The sequence below is a fragment of the Parathalassolituus penaei genome (assembly GCF_026626885.1).
GTDB classification, from domain to species: Bacteria; Pseudomonadota; Gammaproteobacteria; order Pseudomonadales; family Oceanobacteraceae; genus Oceanobacter; species Oceanobacter penaei.
Genome location: NZ_JAPNOA010000022.1, coordinates 1 through 19,805 on the forward strand (window position 1 = coordinate 1; position 19,805 = coordinate 19,805).

General features: G+C 55.8%; 15 protein-coding genes. 8 read left to right on the plus strand and 7 right to left on the minus strand.

The features are described from left to right. Positions 1 to 312: 312 nt before the first annotated feature. On the minus strand, positions 313 to 1,176 hold the full coding sequence (locus tag OUO13_RS07765) for a bile acid:sodium symporter family protein (protein WP_283173301.1): 864 nt from the start codon (positions 1,174 to 1,176) through the stop codon (positions 313 to 315). 249 nt (positions 1,177 to 1,425) lie between these two features. Here OUO13_RS07765 and OUO13_RS07770 point away from each other — a divergent pair, with 249 nt between their 5' ends. Beyond that, a complete protein-coding gene (locus OUO13_RS07770; RefSeq protein WP_283173302.1) occupies positions 1,426 to 2,790 on the plus strand; it encodes an alpha/beta hydrolase in 1,365 nt (454 codons plus the stop codon). An 84-nt stretch (positions 2,791 to 2,874) separates the two neighbouring features. Here OUO13_RS07770 and OUO13_RS07775 read toward each other — a convergent pair whose 3' ends face one another. Next, complete coding sequence (locus OUO13_RS07775) at positions 2,875 to 4,233, minus strand: TrpB-like pyridoxal phosphate-dependent enzyme (protein WP_283173303.1); 1,359 nt, start codon at positions 4,231 to 4,233, stop codon at positions 2,875 to 2,877. A 271-nt stretch (positions 4,234 to 4,504) separates the two neighbouring features. On the opposite strand from OUO13_RS07775, the gene OUO13_RS07780 reads away from it, so the two are divergent. The 5 genes from OUO13_RS07780 to OUO13_RS07800 all read left to right on the plus strand — a co-directional run bounded on the left by OUO13_RS07780 (position 4,505) and on the right by OUO13_RS07800 (position 12,356). Beyond that, positions 4,505 to 5,776: a DUF945 family protein gene (locus OUO13_RS07780; protein WP_283173304.1), complete on the plus strand. Its 1,272-nt coding sequence runs from the start codon at positions 4,505 to 4,507 to the stop codon at positions 5,774 to 5,776. 1,805 nt (positions 5,777 to 7,581) lie between these two features. Continuing rightward, entirely contained in the window at positions 7,582 to 8,088 is a 507-nt protein-coding gene (locus tag OUO13_RS07785) for a hypothetical protein (RefSeq protein ID WP_283173305.1), read from the plus strand. Positions 8,089 to 8,209: 121 nt separating this feature from the next. Further along, entirely contained in the window at positions 8,210 to 9,127 is a 918-nt protein-coding gene (locus OUO13_RS07790; protein ID WP_283173306.1) for an endo alpha-1,4 polygalactosaminidase, read from the plus strand. A 471-nt stretch (positions 9,128 to 9,598) separates the two neighbouring features. Beyond that, the gene (locus OUO13_RS07795) at positions 9,599 to 11,800 is read left to right on the plus strand and encodes an OsmC domain/YcaO domain-containing protein (protein WP_283173307.1); all 2,202 of its coding nucleotides are present in this window, start codon (positions 9,599 to 9,601) and stop codon (positions 11,798 to 11,800) included. Positions 11,801 to 12,020: 220 nt separating this feature from the next. Beyond that, positions 12,021 to 12,356 (plus strand): cupin domain-containing protein, encoded by a 336-nt coding sequence (locus OUO13_RS07800; protein ID WP_283173308.1) that lies wholly within the window; start codon positions 12,021 to 12,023, stop codon positions 12,354 to 12,356. 52 nt (positions 12,357 to 12,408) lie between these two features. Here the strand turns inward: OUO13_RS07800 and OUO13_RS07805 are convergent, their stop codons facing one another. After that, positions 12,409 to 12,990, minus strand: coding sequence for an ester cyclase (locus OUO13_RS07805; RefSeq protein WP_283173309.1), 582 nt, complete (start codon positions 12,988 to 12,990; stop codon positions 12,409 to 12,411). A 166-nt stretch (positions 12,991 to 13,156) separates the two neighbouring features. On the opposite strand from OUO13_RS07805, the gene OUO13_RS07810 reads away from it, so the two are divergent. Then, the gene (locus tag OUO13_RS07810) at positions 13,157 to 14,065 is read left to right on the plus strand and encodes a LysR family transcriptional regulator (protein ID WP_283173310.1); all 909 of its coding nucleotides are present in this window, start codon (positions 13,157 to 13,159) and stop codon (positions 14,063 to 14,065) included. A 23-nt stretch (positions 14,066 to 14,088) separates the two neighbouring features. Here OUO13_RS07810 and OUO13_RS07815 read toward each other — a convergent pair whose 3' ends face one another. Next, positions 14,089 to 14,826, minus strand: a complete 738-nt coding sequence (locus OUO13_RS07815; protein WP_283173311.1) for an IclR family transcriptional regulator — start codon at positions 14,824 to 14,826, stop codon at positions 14,089 to 14,091. Between the two features lie 150 nt (positions 14,827 to 14,976). On the opposite strand from OUO13_RS07815, the gene OUO13_RS07820 reads away from it, so the two are divergent. Then, positions 14,977 to 15,540 carry an NADPH-dependent FMN reductase gene (locus OUO13_RS07820; RefSeq protein ID WP_283173312.1) on the plus strand — a complete coding sequence of 188 codons (564 nt, stop codon included), beginning with the start codon at positions 14,977 to 14,979 and terminating at the stop codon, positions 15,538 to 15,540. Positions 15,541 to 16,658: 1,118 nt separating this feature from the next. Here OUO13_RS07820 and OUO13_RS07825 read toward each other — a convergent pair. The 3 genes from OUO13_RS07825 to OUO13_RS07835 form a co-directional block, all read right to left on the minus strand. Further along, positions 16,659 to 17,621: a glycine betaine ABC transporter substrate-binding protein gene (locus tag OUO13_RS07825; RefSeq protein ID WP_283173313.1), complete on the minus strand. Its 963-nt coding sequence runs from the start codon at positions 17,619 to 17,621 to the stop codon at positions 16,659 to 16,661. A gap of 147 nt (positions 17,622 to 17,768) precedes the next feature. Then, positions 17,769 to 18,338 (minus strand): hypothetical protein, encoded by a 570-nt coding sequence (locus OUO13_RS07830; RefSeq protein WP_283173314.1) that lies wholly within the window; start codon positions 18,336 to 18,338, stop codon positions 17,769 to 17,771. Positions 18,339 to 18,520: 182 nt separating this feature from the next. Further along, positions 18,521 to 19,708: an acetylornithine transaminase gene (locus tag OUO13_RS07835; protein ID WP_283173315.1), complete on the minus strand. Its 1,188-nt coding sequence runs from the start codon at positions 19,706 to 19,708 to the stop codon at positions 18,521 to 18,523. Between the last annotated feature and the right edge of the window lie 97 nt (positions 19,709 to 19,805).

Genomic DNA, 19,805 nt, shown 5'->3' on the forward strand with positions numbered 1-19,805 from the left:
CCGACAACGGCGGTTCGACCCCGGCCCGATGGCACATCCCTGTGCCAACGGGCCTTGCGGGGCATCCATGCCCCGGCCGGGTCGGCCGTTGCGGTGAATCCCGGCTCGCCCAGATGGGCAATTAAAGGTGGCCAGCTGCGCTGGGCGAAATCGGTGTGCCGGTGGATGCTGTTCGCCAGACGCCAGACGCCAGACGCCAGACGCCAGACGCCAGACGCCAGACGCCAGACGCCAGACGCCAGACGCCAGACGCCAGACGCCAGACTTCAGACTTCAGACTTCAGACGTCCGACTTCAGACGCCTGACGCCGCTCAGCTTTGTACCGGTTTGCGGCCGACTACGAGGGTGAACAGGGTGGCGGTGACGAACATCAGCAGGCTGTAAACGATTGGTGCCATCGACATTTCGGCGTTTTGCAGGATGGAGCTGGTGATCATCAGTGCCATGGTGCCGTTTTGCAGGCCCACTTCCAGTGCGATGGTGCGGGCTTGGGATTCTCGATGCAGCAGGAATTTGCCGATCATGTAACCGGCGGTCATGGTGATCAGGTTCAGCGCCACGGCTGCCGGGCCTGCAGCCGTTGCTGCGGCGCCGAGTTTTGGCCCCAGCTGGGCGCAGATGGCGATAATCACCAGTGCCAGCACTACCACTGAAAAGCGGTTGATCCACGGCTCGGCGCGTTGGGCGAAGGCGGTCCAGCGGGCGCGGATGACCATGCCCACCACTACCGGAATCACACCCACGACCAGCAGTTGGATAAAGGTTTTACCCAGTGGCAGGTTGATCGGGTTGGCTCCGTCACTGAAGTGTGACACCGCCCAGGCGCCCAGCAGTGGAATGGTAAACGGTGTGATAAATCCGATAACAGCGGTCAGTGATACCGACAGACCAACATCGGCCTTGGCCAGCAGACTGTACAGGTTGGAGGTCGAGCCGCCCGGACACAGGGCGATAATAAACAGGCCAATGGCCACGCCGCCGGTCAGACCGAGGGTTTCAATAATGGCGAGGGCTACCAGTGGCAGCAGCAACATCTGGCACAGGGCACCGACAACAAAGCCTTTGGGTTCGCGTAGCACACGGCCGAAATCGCGAGTCGTCAGGCCAAGGCCAACACCGGTCATGACCAGAATCAGCGCGATGGGTAAACCCGTTGCAATCAGGTTGGCAAGCATCTGTTTTGCAATCCTTATATGGAAGTTATTGGAATCCGGTCTTCTGCCGGAGTGGCATCCTGACGGCGATAGTAGTTATAGGCAACCTTGAACGCCTGTCTGTCATGGTATTAACAGCCTTTGACGTCTGAATGGCTTCGCCGACAAGCTGACATTGTCTGGTCACCATTCGCTTACTAGTATGTCGGGCAGTGTTGTCCGGGGGATGGTCTGATCGGCCGGATGCTCCAACTTTCAGGGGATTTATAGATGTCATTTAGCCGTCGTCGTCGCTGGTCCGGATATGTTCAGACTCTGGCTGTCAGCGCTCTGGCTCTGGCCTGTGCCGCCTGCCAGGGCGTTGACAACAATCTGTTGAAGCCCAGCGGTGAAGCGCAAACCGCACCGGTTGTGGGCCAGTCGTTTACCGATTACGTGGGCAGCAGCCACTTCCGTCTGGATACGGTGTTGGGGGGTGTGGGTGCCAGTGAATACATGGGTGGTTACAGCGCTGCCGAAGCCGCCGCCATGCGCGCGCCGTTCCAGTGGGGGCCAAACCCTGAATTGTGTGCCGGCGAAAAGGCCGCCGGTACAGGCAAGGCGTTTTTGCTAGTACATGGCCTGACCGATTCGCCATATGTGTTACGCAACGTCGCAGCGTCGTTGCAGGCGGCGTATCCCTGCTCTCAGGGGCGGGCCCTGTTGCTGCCGGGCCACGGCACGGTTCCCGGTGATTCGCTGGAGATGACCTACACCGAATGGCAGGAAGCGTTCCGTTATGGCATTGGCAGTTTCAAGGCGGATCCCGATCCGGTTGCCGGTGCCCCAGCCCAGTTGTATCTGGTGGGTTTTTCAACCGGTACATCGTTGATGCTGGATTACATGCATCGCCATCATGAGGCGGCTGGTCAGCCACGCCAGGACAACGTTGCCGGGATGATTCTGCTGTCGCCAGCGGTGCAGGCCAGTAGTGGTCTGGCTTTCCTGACGCCCATGATTCGCCATGTCAAATCCTGGATGTCGGTGTACCCGGAGCGTGATGCCGCCCGTTATGAGTCGTTTTCTTTTAATGCCGGTGCCGAGTTCTATCATCTGACCCGCGAAATGAATGATCCGGTCTATGCGCCAACCGTGCCGGTCTTGATGGCGGTAAGTGCGGATGACACCACGATTGATCCGCGTGCTGCGCGCCGTTTGTTCTGCGCAAGTGAGGTCAAACGTCGCCTGATGGTCTGGTATCCATCGGTGGATGGGGATGTGAACAAGGACGTCGCCGCTGATGCGGCTCTGCAGTGTGATGGTATTGTGGAAGTACCTCTGGCCAGTTTTCCGGCGGATATGCGTACGCTGAATATCTCCCACGTTGGTGTAGCGGGTTCACCAGCCGATCCGCATTACGGTCTGGACGGCCGTTACCGCAACTGCAAGGAGCTGGATGACGACAAAACTCGCGCTGAATTCGAGCAGTGTGTCAGCCAGAATGACAAGACGGTCTACGGTGAAAATCCGGATTTGCTGAAGAAACAGGCGAACCTGGATGGCCGCCAGGTACGGCGTGGCACCTTCAACCCGGACTACCCGGCGTTGGAAAAACGTATGGTCTGTCTGGTGGATGAAAACTGCGCTTTGCAGTAACAGCCCAAACCGCCGTAACGACGTGTGGGGAATGCCCAACCGGGCTGAACGAGTCAGTCCGGTTGGGGCGCGATCCGTATGGGATCAGGCTTTCACTTTTGGCAGACGCTCCAGCGCTGCATCAATTTCGGCTTGTGGGTAATCGTAGTCTTCCAGATTGCCCGACAGGTACTTGTCGTACGACACCATATCAAAGTGACCATGGCCCGACAGATTAAAGAACAGGGTCTTGGCTTCTCCGGATTCCTTGCAGCGCAGGGCTTCGTCGATACAGGCACGAATGGCGTGGTTGGATTCCGGTGCCGGAATAATCCCTTCGGCGCGGGCGAACTGCACACCGGCGGCAAAGGTCGCGACCTGTGGCACCGCCACCGCCTCGATCAGTTTTTCATGGTACATCTGGGATACCAGTGACGAGGCGCCGTGATAACGCAAACCACCGGCATGAATACCCGGCGGCATAAAGTCATGGCCGAGGGTGTATTGCAGCATCATCGGTGTAAATCCGACAGAATCACCGAAGTCGTAGGCGTAATGGCCACGGGTCAGGCTTGGGCAGGATGATGGCTCAACCGCGACCAGACGCACATGTTTGCCACCAGCCGCTTCGTCGGCGAAAAACGGAAAGGCAACACCACCGAAGTTGGAGCCACCGCCGCACGGCGCAAAAATCATGTCGGGGTAGTCGCCGACCATGGCGAACTGCTTTTGGGCTTCCAGACCAATAATGGTCTGATGCAGTAACACGTGGTTCAGTACCGAACCGAGGCTGTAGCGGGTATCGGCGCGGCTGGCGGCTTCTTCGACCGCTTCGGAAATGGCGATACCCAGCGAGCCCGGGTTGTCGGGATTGGCGGCCAGAATCTTGCGGCCGGTTTTGGTCAGATTGGTTGGGCTGGCCAGTACTTCGCCACCCCAGGTTTCCATCATGGAGCGCCGGAACGGCTTCTGCTGGTAACTGATCTTCACCATATAGATGCGCACATCAATCCCGAACATCTGCCCCGCCAGAGACAACGACGAGCCCCATTGGCCAGCACCGGTTTCGGTGGTCAGACGGGTAATACCGGCCTGTTTGTTGTAATACGCCTGTGGGATGGCGGAGTTAAGCTTGTGGGAACCGGCTGGGCTGATGCCTTCGTACTTGTAATAGATTTTGGCCGGAGTGCCCAGTGCCTGTTCCAGACGGTGGGCGCGAAATAGCGGGGTTGGGCGCCACTGCTGGTAAATTTCACGAACCTGATCCGGAATTTTGACCCAACGCTGGGCGCTCATTTCCTGCTCGATAATCGGATCACAGAAAATGGCCTGCATCATGGCCGGGTCGAGTGGTTTGCCATCCGGACCCATCGGCGGGGCGGGTGGATTTTTGAGATCGGCCACCACGTTGTACCAGTGGGTCGGCATTTCTGTTTCCGGCAGGATGATCTTGGTTTGTTGCATGTGGCTTCCTTGTGCGCGGGACAATACAGCTTCGGCGGTTGCCGAGGTTAGCGTTTGCAGACTACGGCAGGTGCGAACGGACTCCAACTGCTTGTTATAGCAACCATGAAGCATGTCAATTTCGTTCGCCAGTTGTCGTGGATCGTCTCGAATACAGTGCGACTGGCGGCTATTATTTGGTAATTCCGGATGAGAAGTCCGTTGTGTCATCAATTATTGGCATGAATACCCATGCAGTAGTCGTGAGGCTGCCAATTGAAAGGAGTCTTCTATGAAATACCTGGTATCCGGTGTGGCGGTATTGGCGCTCACTGGTTCCGGCTGGGCCCAATATCAGCTTGGACAGGAAGTCGGGGCGCGAGTGGATGAACAACTGAACCCGGAAACGCTGTCACGCTGGAGTGGTGTGCCGGTTGAAGTTCTGGCAAACGACCAACAACGTGGTCTGCTGGAAACTCGTGGCAGTGTGCGACTGGCAACACCGACCAGTGATGTGCCAGTGGATATGACGGTTGAGTATGTGATTCATCACAGTCTGCTGGGCGGTATTCATTGGGAAGCCGATCTGCCGACCTTGTATGTGGGGGGGCCGGTTAACCTGTCTCTGACTGACCAGATGTTTGCTGGCAAACCATTGCATGTCAGCGGTGAAATGGGGCTATCGAAAGCGACCGGAACCCTGTTGGTGCCGGAAACCAATTGGCTGGTGGAAGATAATGATCGTCTCAGTATTGAGGCGTTCCCGGTGCAATTCCAGCTGGAACTGGATGGCGACAATCGTCTGTCGGCCTATGAAAGCAAGGCCGAGGTGCCCCCTATGCATCTGGATGGCACCGATGTCAGTCTGTTGGTCAGTGGTTTGAGCTGGGAGCATCGTTACGAAGGCTCACCGGAGCATTTGCTGGGACAATTTGACCTGACGATTCACGAGATTCGTGAAAACAGCAGTTTGCCGGTGGTCGCCAGTGGCATTACCAACCACGTCGAAACCCGCATTGCCACCGAAGTGGCATCGACCATGAGTTTTGGTATCGAAACCATTAACAGCCCGCTGGGCACCATGAATAACCTGCTGTTGCAGACCTCGTTTGGTGGTCTGGATGGTAGTCTGACCCGTCAGTTGCTCGATCAGCTCGATGATGCTGGTCAGAGTGGAGACCCTGAGCTGGTGATGGAAGAACTCAGCCGTTTTCTGGAGCAACATGCCGACCAGTGGTTTGCGCGTGCGCCCTGGTTCCGACTCGACCATTTTCGTTTTGATCAGGGCGATGAGCCTTTTATCGATCTCAGTGGCAACCTGACTTTGCAAACCGGACAGCTGCCAGATGATTTTTTCTCGGTGTTAATGAAAGGTGATGCGGTGGATTCGCAGGCTCTGATGGGCGTGCTGGACGCCAGTGTCGACATGGCTCTGAGCCAGGATGCGATTGCACTTGCGACCCTCAGCAACCCGCTGATGGGTGACTTGCTGGCCAGTAATGGCCCGGCGATATCGTTCCGGATTAGCCAGGGGCAGATGACCCTTAACGGCAATCGCCTGTGATGGTTCGTCGCCACGAGCAGGCAGTTGCGACCTCGAGCATATCAACAAATGGCCGCTGTCATTTTTATGTCGATGATTCAGCCCTTCCAAGGGAGTTCTGAATAACTCGGTGCCCGCTCTGGCTTATCGGGATGGTGATAAATCACGAAGCCAGTTTGCAGGCCTGATGAGGCAAGTCAAAAACTGGCAACCCGGAGTCGGGATCATCCAGCAGCCCCCGAAGGGCGCGGATTGCCGCCTCTCATAACTGCGTTAGAGAATCTACGCGGCCCGACTTTAAAAGGACCCGGCCAGATTGGTTCGTCATTTCACTGCGTTCTCCGCCTTGCTCTGAGAACCGGCAACACTCGCGCACGACCGTATGGAGGCAGGAAGTAGGGCGAATCAGGAGCCTGAACCGAAAGCTGTGAAGAGTTATTCTGAGTGTCCCCAAAATACTGTTATTACAACAACGAGCTGAATTGGCCATAATCAATGGCTTCAAAAAACTGCTATATAAAATATTCCAACAGGTGGCAGTAATTCAATTTGAAGGGGGGATTGTTTGCTGAATGAGTATTTTTAATATGAATCAGAGTCAGTCTCTGCTGGTCTCAACTGTATGTCTGTAAGACGAGTGCTTTAAAATCTCAGGAATAAATGCGATTGATTTTTATATGATTTGGGCCCCTGTGAATAACTCGGTGTCTGCTCTGGCTTATCGGGATGGTGATGAATTACGAAGCCGGTTTGATGGCCCTTCTGTCTAAGGACCCTCTGAATAACTCGGTGCCCGCTCTGGCTTATCGGGATGGCGATGAATCACGAAGCCGGTTTGATGGCATAGCGGGCTACGTCAAAAACCGGCGACACCGAGTCATCGCCATCCCGAAAGCCCCGAAGGGCGCGGGCTGCAGCGCATTTGAGCGGTGTTGACGAACTTGAAAAGGACATGTCATTTCGCTGCGTTCGTCGCCTTGCTCACACGCGCTGCAGCGCTCGCGCAGAGCTGTGCAGAGTTATTCAGAGTGTCCCTAGGGCTGCCATGCGTTTGAGCGGTGTTGACGAACCTGCGCGGCCCGATTTGAAAAGGACCCGGCCAGGTTGGTTTGTCATTTCGCTGCTTTTGTCACCTTGCTCAGACGCGCTGCAGCACTCGCGCAGAGTTCGTCATAATGTCTCTGGCCGATTTGTATTTTAGCCACGTGGTTCTCAGCGATTAGGCGAATTCCTTGTCTATATTTACCGTGGTGGTTGCATTTTTTGCGCAACGCTGGGGCACTTGATATGAAAGTTAATAATAAATATCTCTCTTTGCCTGGATTGAGGATATGATATGGCCGTGTGTTACAAGGCACTTCTGAGTAACCCTGCCCAACTCTGCGCAAGTTCTACGGGGTCTTGCCGTGAAGTGTCGAGTCGAGTTGTTCCCAACAGCGTTTTCAGGAAAACGCCGACTCGGTATCGTTGGTAATTGAGGTAGCCAAAGCGGCTACATAGCTTTCGGGGACATCTATTTAATCCTGCACAGCTCTGCGCGAGTGTTGCCGGTTCTCAGAGCAAGACGGAGAACGCAGCGAAATGACGAGTCCTTTTCAAGTTCTCTAACGCAGCTATGTGAAGCGGCAACCCGCGCCCTTCGGGGGCTGCTGGATGATTCCGACTCTGTGTCGCCAGTTTTTGACTTGACCCGTCAGGCCTGCAAACTGGCTTCGTGATTCGTAACCATCCGGAAGCCCAGAGCGGGCACCGGATTAAATAGATGTCCCCTTTCAGAGAGGATCTGGACTGTTGAACAATGCTGCGTCGCGGACAAGGAGTTCGGTGTGACTGCAATTCGATCAGACCGTGCAGCGGAAATCCACTTTATGGCATTAGCGCTCAGCTTCGAGATTGAGACTGGCGAGCGTTTTCGTTGGAAAAACAACCCGGATGTGATGGCGTTGATGCTGGTGCAGGCGCTCAAGTTGGAGCACCATGAGCTGCGATGGCGTGCTGAACGTTACTTGCAGATTCTCAAGGATGAATCGCGTGCCGATATGCTGGCTATGATGGACAAAATCCGTGATAGGCAGCATCGCGGTTATTCGGCCTCCGGATTGCATCGAACTGAGGCACCGATATCGCGTAAGGTACGTACCATTTATCGTGGTGCCAGCAGTTTTCGGCCGGCGGTACCGGATCCGGTCAGCAGTAGGCCTGTGCGGGAAGCCGCCACCCAACCGATGGCTGTTTCTGGTGAAAAAACTGATTCCTCTATCACCCAGCCATCACGTGGGCCAGTGTTACTGGAACCGCTGGAGGATGACTGGCTGAATGGTAAAAGCGCCTGACAGGCGCTTCATAAACGTTGGCTGTCCTGTCATGGCTGACGTTTACGTTGAAACTGTTGTCCGGTTTGAGCTTTTTACTGATAGATGCATCAGAATTATCAAAAGCCATCGGAATTCTTCTATGCCCACACAATCCCTTTGCCAGCCCCTTGCCCGGCGTTTGTTAGCCCTGTTGTTGCTTGCCAGCCTGACGGCCTGTGGTGGTTCCGGTGGTGGCAGTGGTGATCGTAGTGACGACAACAGCGATAACAGCAGCGAGTCCGATGCTGATGAAACCGCTAACAGCGATGATCCGTTACCCGTTACGTCAGGTAACTGGTATCAACCGGAGCTGGCGATCAGCTGGCAATGGCAACTCACCGGCACGTTGAATAGCCGTTATGCCGCCAGCCTGTACGACATCGATCTGTTTGATACCAGCACCAGCCAGATCAGCGCTTTGCAGCAAGCTGGCCACAAGGTGATCTGTTATTTCTCGGCCGGTTCGTGGGAGAACTGGCGTGATGACGCCGACGACTTTGCAACGGCAACCCTGGGCAATAATCTGGATGGCTGGGTGGGGGAACGCTGGCTGGATATTCGTGCGGCCAGTGTGCTGGCGGTAATGGCAAACCGCATGGATCTGGCGGTCGAGAAGGGTTGTGATGGTGTTGAGCCCGACAACATGGATGGTTATCAGAACACCCCGGGCTTTGCCCTGACGGCTTCTGACCAGCTGACCTACAACCGCAAGATCGCCAATGCCGCCCACGAACGGGGATTGGCCGTCGCTCTCAAAAATGATCTCGACCAGATTGAAACGCTGGTGGACTACTTCGATTTTGCGGTGAACGAGCAGTGTTTTGAGTACAACGAATGTGATCTGCTGGCGCCGTTTATCGAGCAAGGTAAACCGGTTCTGAATGCCGAATACAACAGTCGTTACATCAACAACAGTAGTAACCGCACAGCGCTTTGCAGCGATTCCCTTGAGCGCCAGTTCAGCACTCTTATCCTGCCGCTCGATCTCGATGACAGTTTCCGTTATAGCTGTCGTTAATTCCGATTTGTGCCGCCAACCTTCGGCGGCGCGACCAACAAAAGACTCAGCGCTGGAAATCTGGATCGGTAGCCGGGGCCATCTGCGTGTCTCCCGTATGTCTCCTGTATGTCTGCAGTGAGCAGTGACAAACAAAAGACTTAGCGCTGGAAATCTGGATCGGTAGCCGGGGCCATCTGCCTGTGTCTCCCGTATGTCTGCTGTATGTCTGCAGCGACAAACCAAAGACTCAGCGCTGGAAATCTGGATCGGTGGCTGGCCCATCGGCCTCAGTCTCAGGTATTTCTGCAGCGACAAACAAAAGACTCAGCGCTGGAAATCTGGATCGGTGGCTGCCCCATCGGCCTCAGTCTCAGGTATTTCTGCAGCGACAAACAAAAGACTCAGCGCTGGAAATCTGGATAATAGCCGCCCATCTGTGTGGCCCATCGGCTGCCACGCTCACCTCATTCGAATACTCAGGTATCGCGCATGCAAATCAAGGTCAACTTCCTCGACAACCTTCGTCTCGAATCCAAATTCGACGACTTCACCGTGGTGGCCGACCAGCCCATTCGTTACAAGGGTGATGGCTCTGCACCGGGGCCGTTTGACTACTTCCTGGCATCGTCCGCCATGTGTGCGGCCTACTTTGCCAAGATGTACTGCATGGCGCGGGACATCCCGACCGAAAACCTGCGTCTGGTCCAGAACAACATCGTGGATCCGGAAGACCGTTACAAACAGCTGATCAAGATCCAGCTGGAACTGCCGGACGGTATCTCCGAAAAAGACCGTCTGGGCATCCTGCGTTCCATGGAGCGTTGCTCGGTCAAACGAGTGATCCAGAACGGCATCGACTTCGAGATCGAAGTGGTGAACAACCTCGACGATGACACCCAGGCGCTGCTGCTGGGCAAAAACGAAGCCGGCACTCAGACCTGGATCGAAGGCAAAGACCTGCCGCTGGAAGAAACCATTGCCAACATGACCAGCCTGCTGGCTGATCTGGGCATGAAGATCGAGATTGCTTCCTGGCGCAACATCGTTCCTAACGTCTGGTCGCTGCACATTCGTGATGCCGACTCCCAGATGTGTTTTACCAACGGCAAGGGCTCAACCAAAGAGAGCGCCCTGGCGTCGGCTCTGGGGGAATTCCTCGAGCGTCTGAACTGCAACTTCTTCTATAACGACCAGTACTTTGGCCCAGAAATCGCCAACGCCGAATTCGTGCATTACCCGAATGAAAAGTGGTTCAAGCCGGGCCCGGATGATCAACTGCCCGATGGCCTGCTGGATGACTACTGCCTGGAAGTGTACGACCCGGATCGTGAGCTGCAGGGTTCCAACCTGATTGATACCAACTCCGGCAACCGTGAGCGTGGTATCTGTGCGCTGCCGTTTGAACGTCGCTCCGATGGCGAAACCGTCTATTTCCCATCCAACCTGATCGAAAACCTGTTCCTCAGTAATGGCATGAGTGCCGGTAACACACTGGCGGAAGCGCAGGTGCAGTGTTTGTCCGAGATTTTTGAACGGGCCGTCAAACGTCAGATTCTGGAAGAAGAAATCTGCCTGCCAGACGTACCCGCCGAAGTGCTGGCCAAATACCCGAGTATTCTGGCGGGTATCCAGGGCCTGGAAGAGCAGGGGTTCCCGGTGCTGGTGAAAGATGCCTCGCTGGGCGGTCAGTTCCCGGTGATGTGTGTGACCCTGATGAACCCGCGTACCGGCGGTGTGTTTGCATCCTTTGGTGCACACCCGAGTTTCGAAGTGGCGCTGGAACGTACCCTCACTGAACTGCTGCAGGGGCGCAGTTTTGAAGGTCTGAACGATCTGCCACAACCAACTTTCGAAAGCCACGCGGTGACCGAACCGAACAACTTCGTTGAGCACTTTATTGACTCCACGGGCCTGGTGTCGTGGAAGTTCTTCAGTGCCCGTGCCGACTACGAATTTGTCGAGTGGGATTTCACTAACGGCGGTGAAAGCAGCAACGAAGAAGAAGCCGAACGCCTGTTTGAAGTTCTCGAAGATCTGGGCAAAGAAGTGTACATGGCTTCCTATTCCGACCTTGGTGTACCGGCTTGTCGTATTCTGGTCCCAGAGTATTCCGAGGTGTACCCGATTGATGACCTGATCTGGGATAACACCAACAAGGCGCTGGATTACCGCGAAGACATCCTCAATCTGCACCGTCTGAGTGACGATCAGCTCGAAGACTTGCTCGACCGTCTGGAAGAAAGCCAGATGGACAACTACACCGACATCACCACCCTGATTGGTATTGAGTTCGACGACAACACCGTCTGGGGCCAGCTGACCGTGCTGGAGCTTAAACTGCTGACCCTGCTGGCGTTGGGTGAAGTGGATGATGCCAAGGAACTGGTGGAGATGTTCCTGCAATTTAACGATAACACCGTTGACCGTGGCCTGTTCTACCAGGCGCTGAACGTGGTGATGCAGGTGCATCTGGATGACGAGCTGGAGATGGCGGATTACGAACAGGCTTTCCGTCGTATGTACGGTGACGAACGTATCGACGCCGCCATCGGTTCCATCGAAGGTACGGTGCGTTTTTATGGCCTGACCGAAACCAGTATGAATCTGGAAGGGCTCGACAAACACCAGCGTCTGATCAACAGCTATAAAAAGCTGCATGCTGCCCGGGCCCGTGCCGCCAAGGCGGAATAACGCTCCGGTCTGTGCCATGACACTGGTCTGAATCAGGCCAGTGTCGCGGCTGGCGGTTCAGCCGTCGTTGTGGTGAATGGGCTTCAGCCTCGGGCTGTTATACATGCAGCGGTTATAAACAGCGACTCATATAAAAGTTGAATAGCGGTGAGCGGGATAACAGTTTGCCATCGCAGCAAACCCCGCTAAGCTCCTGTATTCCGTCCGTTCAGGATTTTCTATGCAAATCACCAGCCTTGATCAGATTCCGGAAACCGGTGTTTCCCACAACACCCGTATTCGCAAACAGGTGATTGTTGCCAATAACCAGATTCGCAACGTCACCCATTTTTCGCGGGCGGTGTTTCCGGCCGGGGAAGTGGCGTGGGCGCATTCTCACACCGACATGACCGAAGTGTTTCTGATTGAAGCTGGCGTCGGTGAGATGGCCATTAATGGTCAGGCGTTCCGGGTCAGTGCTGGCACCTGTATTTCGGTGGAGCCGGGCGACGAACACGAGTTACGCAACGTCGGCAAGGAAGAGCTGGTGGTGCTGTATTTTGGTGTACTGATCTGATTCAGGCTGGCGGCGCAGGTCGCCACCAGCCCACGGGTTTTGCCGCTGGTGCTTATTGGCCCAGACCAATCTGCTGGTAAAACGCCTGGTTATCCCAGAACAGCCATTCTTCGTCCATCACACCGTCAGACGTCCAGTGACCAATGGTCACCATACTCAGTTTGAACGCTTGTCCAGTTGGCTGGATGTACTGATCATTGCCAATCGGCATTGGCAGGGTAAACGTACCCTCAATCACACCCACCACACCGGTGTAGTCACCCTGACCAATACGGATCGGGTGGGTTTCAATACGGGTATCCGGTGCCCACACAAAGAATCCGCGCAGATCCGTGATATGCGTGTCCAGACCTTCGGTGGTGTGGCCATCTGGCCAGTGCACCAGAATATTCTCGGCATGGCTTTCCTGCAGACGATCCCACTGTTCACCGGTAAAGACGTTGAAGTCGAGATCATCGAATTTGGTCAGATGCTCGTTCACCAGTTGTTCCTGTGCCTGGTAAGACTCCAGTGCGGCCTTGACCGGATCAACCTGGCTGGAGTGGTGGTCATCATCGCTGCCACAGGCAGTCAGGGCGGTTGCCAGCAGAGTGGTTGCACCAAGGGCAGTGAAATTACGTATCAGCTTGTTCATGTCGTTTTCCTTTGTCTGGCTACCCTGAGTGGGTGCTCGTTATGGGGCCAGTATGCGCAGCGGGTAATGCGCTCACAATGTTGATAATATTCAATGAATTTCCACATTTTGTTCTTAATTAAGTTAGCTATTGACCGCTGCGCTGGTCGTGATAAGGGAGATAACCATGGACACTCTGGATGGCCTCAAGGCCTTTGTAGCGACCGCCCAGACCGGTTCGTTTACGGCGGCGGCTGAACAGCTGGGGATTTCCAACCGGCTGGTTTCCAAGTACGTAGCCGAGCTGGAGCAGCGCACCGGTGCTCGCCTGTTGCAACGCACTACCCGTCAGGTCGGGCTTTCCGCCGCTGGTGAAGCTTTGTATGAGCGGGTGCCAGCGTTGCTGGAGGAGCTGGATGAATTACTCGGCGCGGTCAGTGCCGACGCCCGCCAGATGGCAGGGCGTTTGCGGATCAGCGCACCGGTCATGTTTGGTGAGGTGTATTTGCAAGGGCTGATCCAGCGCTTTGCCAGCCAATACCCGCAGCTGGTGCTGGACCTGCAGTTAAGCGACGACTTTGTGGATCTGGTGCAAGAGGGGATTGATCTGGCGTTCCGGATTGGTGATCCGAAACTGGATTCACTCAAGGCCCGCAAACTGGGTGAAATCCGTACCTTGCTGGTAGCCGCGCCGTCTTATCTGGCCAATGCTCCGGCGCTGAGCCATCCCGAAGAGCTGCTCAATCACCGTTGTATTATCGACACCAATCGCGAAACGCCGTGGCGCTGGCTCTTCAGTGAAAACGAACAGCCGTTAGTGGTGAGTGTGCCGCAGACCTTGCTGGTCAACAGCGCCCGGGTTGCCCGTGACTGGGCGATGGCTGGTTATGGTATTGCCCGCGTGCCCGACTTTGCGGTACGTGATGCCATTGCCCGCGAGGAACTGGTGGTATTGCTCGAAGGTTTTCACCACGACAGCCATCCGGTCAATGCCGTGTATCTGGCTGGCACATCGGTGCCACGCAAGGTGCGGGCACTGATCGACTTTGCGGTAGTCGACAGCCAGCGCCTGTTTAACCCGCACGAACCGGGTTGAAACCGGGTTGAAAGACGCCGTTGTTACAGCAGCTCCAGCATCATTTGTCGGCATTCCCGCAGGGCATTTTCCACAATCGGTTTCATGATGTGGTAACGGCTGGCGGGCATGGCCACCGAAAACGCATATCCCTTGCCATTGGCTGCCATAAAACCGATGCCAATGGCACACACGCCCAGCGCGTGTTCTTCAATGTCGTAGGAAAAACCGTCACGGCGCACTTGCTCAATCGCCTCCAGCAGAGCAGGCATTGAGGTCAGTGTGTGCTCGGTCAGGGGTTTCAGACCATCACCGTACAGGCGTTCGATTTCGTCATTGGACAGCTGTGCCAGCAACGCTTTGCCATTGGCCTTGGCATATAGCGGGCGTGGTTTATCCGGGAATGACACCACGCGTAATTCCTGATCGGAAATAATCCGGTCAAGGAACGACACCTCACCACCCAACGCGGTGGAGATATCCACGGTTTCATGGGTACGGGCAAACAGGGTTTCCAGTACTGGCCGCGCCCGTTCCACCATACTGGTCTGGCTTTTTTTGGCGATTTCCATCAGCCCCCAACCCAGTCGTACTCCGCCGCTACCGGCCTCCACCAGACTCTCGTGCGCCAGCGCATCAACAATGCGCTGAACTGTCGAGCGCGGCAGGCCGGTTGTGCTGGCCAGTGCCCCCAGGCTCTGCGGAGTGTCATTCAGGGCTCGCAAAATAGCCGCTGCCCGCGCCAGTACCTGAATGCCATTGCCAGACTTGTCTTTATCCATACCGGTTCTCTTTCGTATTGCATGGTGATACAGTCTTGTATCGTATGGTGGTTAAATTCTCAAGTGAGAAACCACCAGGCGTGTTCTGGCCGTATTTTAACAGGCACTGAGCGACGCCTCCCGATGCTTAACCGTGCAGGAGTTGCAGACATGAGTGAAACCACACAAACCTTCGTTACCCTGGTGGGCAGCCTGCGTACCGGCTCTTACCACACCACCATCGCCAACACCTTGCCTGCGCTGGCTCCGCATGGCGTGACCATCAAGCAGCTGGGTTCTATTGGCGATATTCCACACTACAACGCCGATGTGCAGGCTGAAGGTTTCCCGGAAGCGGTACTGGCCATGGCCAAACAGATTGCTGAAGCTGATGGCCTGATCATTGTGACTCCTGAGTACAACTACTCGATTCCGGGTGTACTGAAAAACGCACTGGACTGGCTGTCACGCGTAGCCCCTCAGCCAATCGCCAACAAGCCGGTGCTGATCCAGACCGCTACTCCGGGTATGGCCGGTGGCGCCCGTGCCCAGTATCACCTGCGTCAGATTCTGGTGTTTTTTGATGCGCTGGTGTTTAACAAGCCAGAGGCTATGGTGTCGCAGGTGCATAACAAGATTCAGAACAACGAGCTGGTGGATGAAGATACCCGTGCGTTTTTGGGTGTTCAGCTGGAGGCCTTCAGCAAGTTTGCTGCGAAAATGAATCGCGAATAAGGCTGTAGTCTGGCGTCTGGCGTCTGGCGTCTGGCGTCTGGCCGGGCCGCGATGGCGTGGCGGTTATTGGCGGTGTTGATGGATGCTGTTCGTCGGACGTCCGACGTCCGACGGCTAATCGGCTTGTTAACTTGCTACGTTGCTTGCCCTCTTGGGGGACCTTGTCCCCCGGCCGGGCGGGCCTCCCCCTGCTTTTGCCCGACTGGGCTCGTTTATCCGGTATTCCCCGACAACGGCGTTTCGACCCCGGCCCGATGGCACATCCCTGTACCAACGGGCCTGGCTGGGCATCCATGCCCAGGCCGGGTCGGCCGTTACGGTGAATCCCGGCTCGCCCAGATGGGCAATTAACGGTGGCCAGCTGCGCTGGGCGAAATCGATGTAAATGATTGCTCTGTTGTAGTGTGGGCATTTATGCCCACAAAAATCGTGTCCGACGTCCGACGTCCGACGTCCGACGTCCGACTTCTGGCGGCTACTCGGCTTGTTAACTTGCTACGGTGCTTGCCCTCTTGGGGGACCTTGTCCCCCGGCCGGGCGGGCCTCCCCCTGCTTTTGCCCGACTGGGCTCGTTTTTCCGGTATTCCCCGACAACGGCTGTTCGACCCCGCTCAGATGGCACATCCCTGTGCCAACTGAGCTGGCGGGGCATCCATGCCCAGGCTGGGTCGGCCGTTGCGGTGAATTCCGGCTCGCCCAGATGGGCAATTGGCGGTGGCCACCTTCGGTGGGTGAAATTGGTGTGCTGGTGGATGCTGTTCGTCCGACGTCTGGCGCTTTGCGGCTACTCGGTTTGTTAATTGGCCAGTCCGCTTGCCCTCTTGGGGGACCTTGTCCCCCGGCCGGGCGGGCCTCCCCCTGCTTTTGCCCGACTGGGCTCGTTTATCCGGTATTCCCCGACAACGGCTTATCGACCCCGGCCCGATGGCACATCCCTGTACCAACGGGCCTGGCTGGGCATCCATGCCCAGGCCGGGTCGGCCGTTACGGTGAATCCCGGCTCGCTCAGATGGGCAATTAACGGTGGCCAGCTGCGCTGGGCGAAATCGATGTAAATGATTGCTCTGTTGTAGTGTGGGCATTTATGCCCACAAAAATCATGTCGGACGTCCGACGTCCTAGCGTCCCATTTTCAATTCCATATTGGCTGCCAGCTGTTGGGTATCAATGGCTTCTCCGCGCAGGGTTTTTACCCCTTCCAGCCAGGCGTTGAGTTGTTGTGGATTGGCGTGAATCCAGCCGCGGACTGCGCGTTCCAGTGGTACAAATCCGTTGGTGACCTGATCCATCATTTCTTCTTCCATGGCGGCCCGGAAAGTCAGGTTGGTGAAGAATTTCCCGAGGTTCGGGCAGGTTTCTGCCAGCCCTTGCCGGACGCTGGTGTGTACTTTGGCTGCGCCGTAATCGGGGCCGAAATAGTCATCTCCACCACTCAGATAACGTAGATCGTAGTGCTGGTTCATCGGGTGGGGTTGCCAGCCCATAAACACAATCCATTCACCTTTGCGAACCCGGCCTTTTACCTGCGCCATCATCAGCCGTTCGGTGGTTTCGACCAGGGTGAAGTCTTTGAGGCCAAACGCATTTTTGGCAATCATCTGTAAAATCGCTTCGTTACCGCTGGAGCCTTTTTCCAGCCCGTAGATACGGCCTTCGAGTTTGTCGCGGAAGCGGGCGATGTCGGCAAAATCGCGCAGCCCTTGGTCGTAGACGTAACTCGGCACGGCCAGTGTCCAGCGTGCTTCGTTGAGGTTTTCGGTGACGGTTCGAATGGAGCGGTCGGCGTAATAACGTTCGATCATGGGGGTCATGGTGGGTGACCAGTACCCAAGAAACACATCAATATCCTTGCGCTGCATTTTTTCGAACACCTGATCGGCTCCGTCTTCGGCCTGTAGCTGGACGTTGTAGCCCAGTGCTTCCAGCAGGGTTTTGGCAACACCGTTAACGATGTGCAAATCGGTCCAGTCGACGACTCCAATCCGCACGTTCTGACATTGCTGTGGAGTATCGTTGGCTTCTGCCATCAAGGGCGCGGTGAGGGTAACAAACAACAAAGACAATAATTGGAGTGTTTTCATACCAGGCCTGCCGAGATCATGGGGGGAGTGGATTTTGATATCGGTCAAGCTTAGGCAGGGGGGTGGGAGCGGACTATTCCTCCAAATAGACACCTCTTCCGGGGTAGTGGCCTACCCCCAGGGAGCAATAGGCTTTTCAGTGACTGGTTAACGTATTTCCAGATAAGGCAGCCAGCGGTTGGTGATTTCCAGCTCGTCACGATCCGCTTCTGCAAACGGTGGAACGGTCAGATCAGCCGGAGGTGATGCCAACCGGTTCAGATCAACCGCCTGCGCCGTGCCTTTGATCACACCGTCTTCGACCGTCAGGTCGTAGTAGACACCATTCCAGAAATTGGCCCCAAACTCGGTGGGCTGTTTGAACATAAACAGCAAGTCATGCGATAGCCAGCTGAGGTCATCGGCGCTGACGGTATGCGGTTGCTGGTAGGGATAGGACAGATGGCACATCAGTTCCGGGCCTTCCAGGCACTTCATCTCTTTCATCGACAGGAAGTAATCCTTGAACTTGCCATGGTGGTCCATCTTCAGCTGATAGTGGATAACACCACCATCGCTGCTGAAGGCGACGGTTCCCACCTGGGTGGCTTCGCCTTTTTTGTCAATCAGGAAGACTGACTTGTTGCCATCGAGAGCATCGGCATAAGCGGCCACTGCGCTGGCGATCAGCGCCGGGATCAGCAAGATGCGGTAAACAAGAGACGTAATGGTGTGCATATTTCCCCCGGGGAGCCATATCTGGCCTGTTATTGTTGTAAGGGATTCCAACAGCATCAGAACAGTGTATCGGCTATGGCGCTGATTGCCATGCGACAAGGGAAGGAGATTGGGGCGTCTATTTCCGGGAAAACAGCCAGTGATCAGCGCGAGCACTGGCGGTTAATGGCGCTCAAGGGTTGTCAATAGCCCAGAAGCGTTTCGAGGATGGTCAGCATCTGGTCAATCTCATCGTGGCTAACGTTGAGTGCTGGCATAAACCGCAAACAATCGGGCCGTGGAGCGTTAATCAACAACCCCTGTATCCGAGCGTTTTCTGCCAGTTCAGCTGCGTTGATGGTTCCGGTATTGAGTGCCAGCAGCAAACCATGGCCCCGCACTTCGCCGAGCTGGAAACGGGCTGAAAGCTGCTGCAATTGCTGCCGCAGATACTGGCCGGTGGTTTCCACCTGTTGCAGGAAGCCTGGCGTTTGCAGCTTGTTTAATACCGCCAAACCGACTGCACACATTAACGGATTGCCATTGTAGGTACCGCCCTGATCGCCTGGCGCAAAGCAGCTGACCGATTTCCGGCACAGTAGTGCAGACAAGGGGACTCCGCCACCAATGCCTTTACCGAGGGTCATGATGTCTGGCACTACACCGGCGTGTTGGTGGCAGAAGAGTTTGCCAGTCCGGCCCATACCGGTTTGTACTTCGTCGAGAATCAGCAACAACTGATGTTCATCGGCCAGCGCCCGCAACTGTTGCAAAAACGCTGTTGTGGCCGGAATCACCCCGGCTTCGCCCTGAATCGGTTCCAGCATAATGGCCACCGTTTCGGTATCAATGGCGGCCGCTACGGCGTCAATGTTGTTGTAAGGCACCTTGGTAAACCCCGGCGTTTTGGGCGCGAACAGGGCGTCCCAACCGGTTTTGCCAGAGGCTGACATGGTGGTCAGGGTGCGGCCGTGAAAGCCGTGTTCGAAGGTAATGATTTTCCAGGCTCCCTGTTTGTGCAGGCTGCCCCATTTGCGCGCCAGCTTGATGGCACCTTCGTTGGCTTCGGCACCGCTGTTGGCAAAAAATACCTGATCGAGATCGCAGCTGGCGGTCAGTTGTGCGGCCAGATCCAGCATCGGCTGGTTGTAAAACGCCGGGCTTGGATTGATCAGCAGTCCGGCCTGTTGCCGGATGGCTTCGACAATGGCCGGATGGCCATGGCCCAGAGTGTTAACGGCCCATCCCTGCACAAAGTCGAGATAACGCTGGTTGTTCTGGTCGATCAACCAGCTGCCTTCTCCGTGGCTGAAAACAATATCCGGCCGTTTGGCAACCGGCATGATGGCTGGGCACAGGGGATTGGGGCTGAGAGTTTGTGGAGTGTGCATTTGAACAGTTCCTGTAAAGACCTTGGAGAAAAAAGGGCAACCACAGGTTTGCAAATGCAGCGGTAATGTCGGGCGGCAGCACAAACAGTGGCTGCCG